We start from the raw sequence: 5378 nt of genomic DNA on the forward strand, positions 1-5378 counted from the left end.
GCGCGGTACCGCAGACGGCGACGGCGGCGCACGTCAGCGCCGCGCGGCGCGCAGGGGTTCTGCTTTCGAACAACAGGCACCTCCGGTTCGATGGGTTTGCCGAACCAAGTGTCTTGTCCGCGGTGCCAGGACGGGGTTAACGCGTCCTGTGGAGTTCCGGGTTCTGAGGGTGCTCGACGGGCGGATGTGGTGCGGGTCGCGCGGCCCGCCAGGCCGATGACCCGCGCGTACGTGACGCGTCGCCCGCCCAGACGCTGGAGCAATGGCGCGGCGCGCCCTCCCGCAGTGCGGCCTCTTCCGGCCAGGCTGATCGTGCTGGGTCAGAGGACGTCGTGTTGTGGGCGGAGCACGATCTTGCCGTGGGTGTGGCGCTGTTCCAGCTCCCGGAACGCGTCCCGTACCCGGTCCAGGGGATAGGTGCGGGCGATCGGAACGTCGAGTTCGCCGCGCGCGGCGAGCCGGGCCAGTTCACCGATGACGACCGCGCACGCGGCCGCGCCCTCGCCGTAGGTCCGAGCACCGACCCGCGCGGCGGCCGGCCAGTCGCTGATCGTGTTGATCCGCTCGGGGCGGACGCCGAGCTCCACCGCCAGGTCCACGTAGCCGTTCCCGAAGGTGTCGATGAAGGCGTCGACGGTCCCGCCGGATGCCTTCCGGATCCGCTCGGCCACGCCGTCGCCGTACTCGACCGGGACGACACCGTGCCGCTCCAGCCAGGCGTGGTTCCGTACGCTCGCCAGTCCGATCACCGTGGCGCCGCGCCGCCGCGCGAGCTGCACGGCGAGGGAACCGACGCCGCCCGCCGCGCCGGAGACCACGACCGTGTCGGCCGGTCCGGGGTCGATCGCGAACACGGTGGCGTATGCGGTCGTGCCGGCGACGTAGAGCGAGCCGGCCACGTCCCAGGGCAGTCCGTGCGGACGCGAGGTCAGGTTCACGTCGTCCACCACGGCGAACTCCGCGTGGCTGGAGCGGGTGTGGACGAAGCCGAGGACCTCGTCGCCCACCGCGAAGCCGCGGACCTGCGGGCCGGTCTCCACGACCACGCCGGCCAGGTCGCTGCCCTGTCCGCTCGGGAAGACCGCCGGCCAGCGCCCGTGCCGCGCGCCCTGGCGGATCATCACCTCGCCGGGCTGGATCCCGGCCGCGCGGACCTGGACCAGCACCTGTCCGGGCCCGGGCACGGGACGCTCCACCTCCTCGACCCGCAGGACGTCGATCCCGCCGTACTCGTGGAACCGCACTGCCTTCATCGTGTGACCGCCTCTCTCGCCGGTGTCACCGACTATGCGGTCAGCCGCGCGTCTGTACGAGCGGAGCGCTTTCCCTAGGATCGGCGGTCCGGGGATGCGGGGACGGAAGTGGTATCACTGCCGATATGGGGATGCACCGCGATGACCTCGCCGATTTCCTGAGACGGTCCCGGGCCCGGCTGGCCCCGCGGGACGTCGGGCTGGTCGAAGGGCCGAGGCGGCGCACGCCGGGGCTGCGGCGGGAGGAGGTCGCGGCGCTCGCGGGGATGTCGGCCGACTACTACATGCGGCTCGAACAGGCCAGGAGCCCGCAGCCGTCGGTGCAGATGCTGGCCGCGCTGACGCGTGCGCTGCGGCTGACCGTGGACGAGCGCGACCACCTGTACCTGCTCGCCGGGCACCGTCCGCCGGAGGGCGCCCGGGCGGGGGAGTACCTGCGGCCGGGCCTTCTGTACTTGCTCGACCAGCTGGACGGTGTCCCGGTCCAGGTGGTGAGCGACCTCGGCGACCTGCTGGCGCAGAACGACATGGCGTTGGCGCTGTTCGGGTGCGTGTGCACGGTGGCGCGCGAGGACCGCAACATCGTGCTGCGCTGGTTCACCGAGCCGGACGTCCGTGACCACTTCGCCGCCGAGGAGCACGACGAGCACGCTCGGCAACTGGTCGCCGACCTGCGCGCGGCGGTGGCCCGGCGCGGCCACGACGAGGCCTCTCGCGCCCTTGTCGCGCGGCTGAGCGCGACCAGCGCCGAGTTCACGGCACTGTGGGACCGGCACGAGGTCGCGGTGCGGAGGTCGCACCCCTACCGCTTCCGGCATCCCGAACTGGGCACGATCGAGTTCGACTGCGAGGTGCTGGCGACGCCCGCAGCGGACCAGCGGCTCCGGGTCTTCACGCCGCCGCCCGGCGGCACCGAGGCCCTGGACGTGCTGCGCGTGCTCGGTCCCCAGCACCGGCACGAGACCGCCCCGGCGCGTCCGGCCGGAACCTAGGACCGGCCAACCCGGCCCGGACCTGCGCGAACCGTGCCCGTGCCGGATTGTCCGGGCGCTGCCCTAGGGTGACGGCCATGATCGACATCGAGGCGCGCGGCCGGGTACCGCAGGCGTCCGGAGAGGACGTGCCGGTGGTGCGGGTCCGGTTGGCAGGGGGCTGACCATGGTGGAGCGTCCCATTCCGGAGGAGTACCTCGATCTCGTCCGCGAACAGCGCGCGGCGCTGCGCCGGCTGCTGGAGGAGGGGCGGGCCGCGACGAAGACGGGCGACCTCGCGGCCTTGCGGGAAACAGCGGAGAAGGCCCGGCTCCGGATCGAGGACGGCGGCGACCAGGCGTTGGGCAACCTGAAGCCGCACATCGACGACATCGTCACGGACTTCGACGAGCTCTATGACGCCGCGTTCCCGGTCGGCCGTCCGGCGGACATCGCCGACGTGCTGGCAGGTCCATGGCCGTCGGCTCACCGCAAGGCCCTCCTCGCCGACTACCTCGGATGCGACGTCCGGCACCGGCTGCTCCTGGACGAGGTGGCGGAGCGGGCCATCGCCGCTGCGGACACGCGCATGCTGCGGCTGCTCATCGTCACTCCGCTGGGCGTCATCCAGCGGACGAACGTGGCACGCATACTCGACGCGCTGCATCAGGCGGACGCCCTGGACGCGTCCCTGGTCGAACGGGCCTTCACCGACGACCTCCACCTCGGCAAGGCCATCGTCGGCGAGCCCCCGGCGTCCCAGCCGCTGGCCTGCGCGGACGCCGTCCGCGACCACGTGGACGAACTGACCTGGCGGCTGGTCTCCGCCACGGCTCCGGCCGATTGGGAGCACCTTCCGAAGGCACCGGTCCCGCGCGGTCTGCGGTTCGTCCGCACGGCCCTGACCTGGAACGGCGATCCCAAGGTCGCCGACCACCTCGGCGTCGCAGAGCTGACGGACTCCGAACGCAGCGCCCTGCTCGACATGCTGCGCGAACGGTCCGAGGCGGAGCGGCGACGGGCGTTCGGATGGCGGCTGCGCGCCGGTGACGCCGAGGTGCTCCTGCCGGTGTTCGGCCTGGAGCGGGCCGCGCCGCTGCTGCGGTTGATCCGGGCCATGCCCACCGACGAGACCGTCCGCCAGGACCGGGCCGCGCTCCTGGCGGCTGTCGAGGAGGCCGGGACGGACGCCGCACGGCGGCTGCTGGAGTTGGTCCCGAGCGAACTGGCGTCCGCGGTCATGGGCTGGAACCGTCCGGCGGTGCTGAAGCGGGTCAAGCACAACGCGCTCCAGGGCATCGCGGCGTTCGGCATGCTGCCCCTCGCCCCGGACGAGACGGTGCTGGAGCGCTACCTGGCGCTGCGCGAGCTCGCGAAGAAGGGACCCAAGCTCGGCCCCAATCGCAGGCACAGCCACGCCACCGCGATCTCGGTCGCCCTCGACCACCTCGCGCAGGTGGCCAGGTTCGCGGACGCGGACCGCCTCGAATGGGACTGCGAGGCCCGCATCGCCACCGGCACTCCGACCGAGGCGGAGATCGGTGACTACCGGGTCGTGCTGCGGTTCGACGGCGCCGACCCGGCGCTGACGGTCAGCCGGGCGGGGAGGTCGCTGAAGTCGGTCCCGGCCGCCGTCCGCTCGGACACCGGCTACCAGGAGCTGCGGGATCACCAGAAGCGGCTTCACGACCAGGCTCGCCGGATGCGGACCGGCCTGATCGAGCGGCTGGTCTCGACCGCCGCCACGCTGCCGCCGGACGAACTGTCCAGGCTGCTCTCCCTACCCGCCGGGGCGGCGATGCTGCCCGCCCTGCTCTGGCGCGACCAGGCGGGAACGATCGGCCTACTCGACCAGGTCGACAGCACCGGCCCGGTCACCGCCGTCCACCCGGTCGAACTGCACGAGCGCGGCCTGCTCGCCGAATGGCAGGCCGAGATCGTGCGACGGCGCATCCAGCAGCCGGTCAAGCAGGTGTTCCGGGAGCTGTACGTCCTCACGCCCGCGGAACGCGCGCCGGTGGATGTGTCGCGGCGGTTCGCCGGGCAGACGGTGGACGGCAAGGTGGCGGGTCGACTGCTGGCGGGCCGCGGCTGGTTCACGCACGGCGAGTACGACGACCACCAGGCGACCCGGTCCGCCGGGGACGGGCTGATCGCCGCCCTGCGCTGCGACTTCCACGGCTTCTTCGGCATGGGGGACGTCCTGCTCGGCGAGATCCGCTTCCTGACCGGCGGTCACCGGAACGGCGGCCGTTACGGCTCCCCGGCGGGCTCCGGGAACGTCGGCGGGACACCGGTCCCGCTGGCCGACGTGCCGCCGGTGGCCTTCTCCGAGGTCATGCGCGACCTTGACCTGGTGGTTTCCCGGACCGGCACGCCGTCCTCCTGACGGCTCTACGGGTGCATTTATCCCGAAACTTCTTAAAACCGCTCGGCTCGGGAAGGAAGGAGAGGCGGGGAAGGATCATCGGCGAACGGTCCACCCGGGACGCCTCGCCCACCCGGTGTTGGGGAGGGCGACGACGCGTCCCGGCTGGAGCACGTCCGCGATGTCGACCACGGCGCGCGGCGGGGCGCTACGGGTGCCTGACGTGCCCCGCGAGCCGAAGACGACGAGAGGAGACCTCTGATGCGTGGAGTGATGCTGAACGGACCCGGCGACGTCGAGGTGGTGGACCGCGAGGAGCCCCGGATCGTCGAACCGACCGACGCGGTCATCAAGGTGGCGGCGGCGTGCGTGTGCGGGTCGGATCTCTGGCCGTACCGGGGCGTCCAGAGGTCGTCCGGACCCGCGCCGATGGGCCACGAGTACGTCGGCGTGGTGGAGCAGGTCGGCGCTCAGGTGCGCGAGGTCCGGGTCGGCGACTTCGTGGTCGGGTCGTTCTTCGCCTCCGACAACACCTGCGAGATCTGCCGGGCCGGATACCAGTCCCGTTGCGTGCACGCCCAGCCGCTGGGCTCCATCGGCACGCAGGCGCAGTACGCGCGGATCCCGCTGGCCGACGGCACTCTGGTGGCCACTCCCGGCATGCCGGACGCGAACCTGGTCCCGTCCTTGCTGGCGGCCTCCGACGTGCTCGGGACCGGCTGGTTCGCGGCGGTCGCCGCCGAGGCGGAACCGGGCAAGACGGTGGCGGTCGTCGGCGACGGCGCG

Annotated in this window: 4 protein-coding genes; 3 read left to right on the forward strand and 1 reads right to left on the reverse strand. The window is 72.6% G+C overall.

Annotated features, from left to right (window positions below; genetic code table 11):
• Positions 1–320: 320 nt before the first annotated feature.
• Positions 321–1253, reverse strand: a complete 933-nt coding sequence (locus AB0J52_RS25660; protein WP_500184799.1) for an NADP-dependent oxidoreductase — start codon at positions 1251–1253, stop codon at positions 321–323.
• Between the two features lie 131 nt (positions 1254–1384).
• Here AB0J52_RS25660 and AB0J52_RS25665 point away from each other — a divergent pair, with 131 nt between their 5' ends.
• From AB0J52_RS25665 to AB0J52_RS25675, 3 genes are all read left to right on the forward strand, one after another.
• Positions 1385–2245, forward strand: coding sequence for a helix-turn-helix transcriptional regulator (locus tag AB0J52_RS25665; RefSeq protein WP_500184801.1), 861 nt, complete (start codon positions 1385–1387; stop codon positions 2243–2245).
• A gap of 166 nt (positions 2246–2411) precedes the next feature.
• Positions 2412–4613 (forward strand): DUF4132 domain-containing protein, encoded by a 2202-nt coding sequence (locus tag AB0J52_RS25670; RefSeq protein WP_500184802.1) that lies wholly within the window; start codon positions 2412–2414, stop codon positions 4611–4613.
• A 240-nt stretch (positions 4614–4853) separates the two neighbouring features.
• Positions 4854–5378, forward strand: a 525-nt coding sequence (locus AB0J52_RS25675) for an alcohol dehydrogenase catalytic domain-containing protein (protein ID WP_500184803.1), incomplete at its 3' end; no start/stop codon positions are given.

The sequence above is a fragment of the Spirillospora sp. NPDC049652 genome (assembly GCF_040675125.1).
Taxonomy (GTDB): domain Bacteria; phylum Actinomycetota; class Actinomycetes; order Streptosporangiales; family Streptosporangiaceae; genus Spirillospora.